The sequence below is a fragment of the Halorubrum sp. SP9 genome, from assembly GCF_005435015.1.
In the GTDB taxonomy this organism is placed as follows: Archaea; Halobacteriota; Halobacteria; order Halobacteriales; family Haloferacaceae; genus Halorubrum; species Halorubrum sodomense.
In genome coordinates this window covers 1-212 of sequence record NZ_SGXU01000810.1, presented here as the reverse complement: position 1 = coordinate 212, position 212 = coordinate 1, and the positions used below count along the sequence as shown (strand labels likewise).

Sequence of the window (212 nt, the reverse complement as noted above, 5' to 3'; positions counted from 1 at the left end):
TCCAGACGCGCGACCAGTTCCGGCTCACCGCGGGCGGGGGCGGTAACACCCAGTCGATCACGATCCGCGGGGACCTGATCGCCGAGTCCTACAACATCCCGCCCGGGCAGGAGGACAAGCTGAACGTCACCGGAGAGCGGCGCACGGAGACGGCGTTCGACGACGTGGCGTCGGTCGACGGCGCCATCAGCCAGCGGATCGAGGGCGTTCGG

The 212-nt window shown here is 69.8% G+C and carries 1 pseudogene; it reads left to right on the top strand.

Going from position 1 to position 212, the window contains the following annotated elements:
• Positions 1 to 212 (top strand): annotated as a pseudogene (locus EXE45_RS19390) (hypothetical protein); the annotation flags it as partial.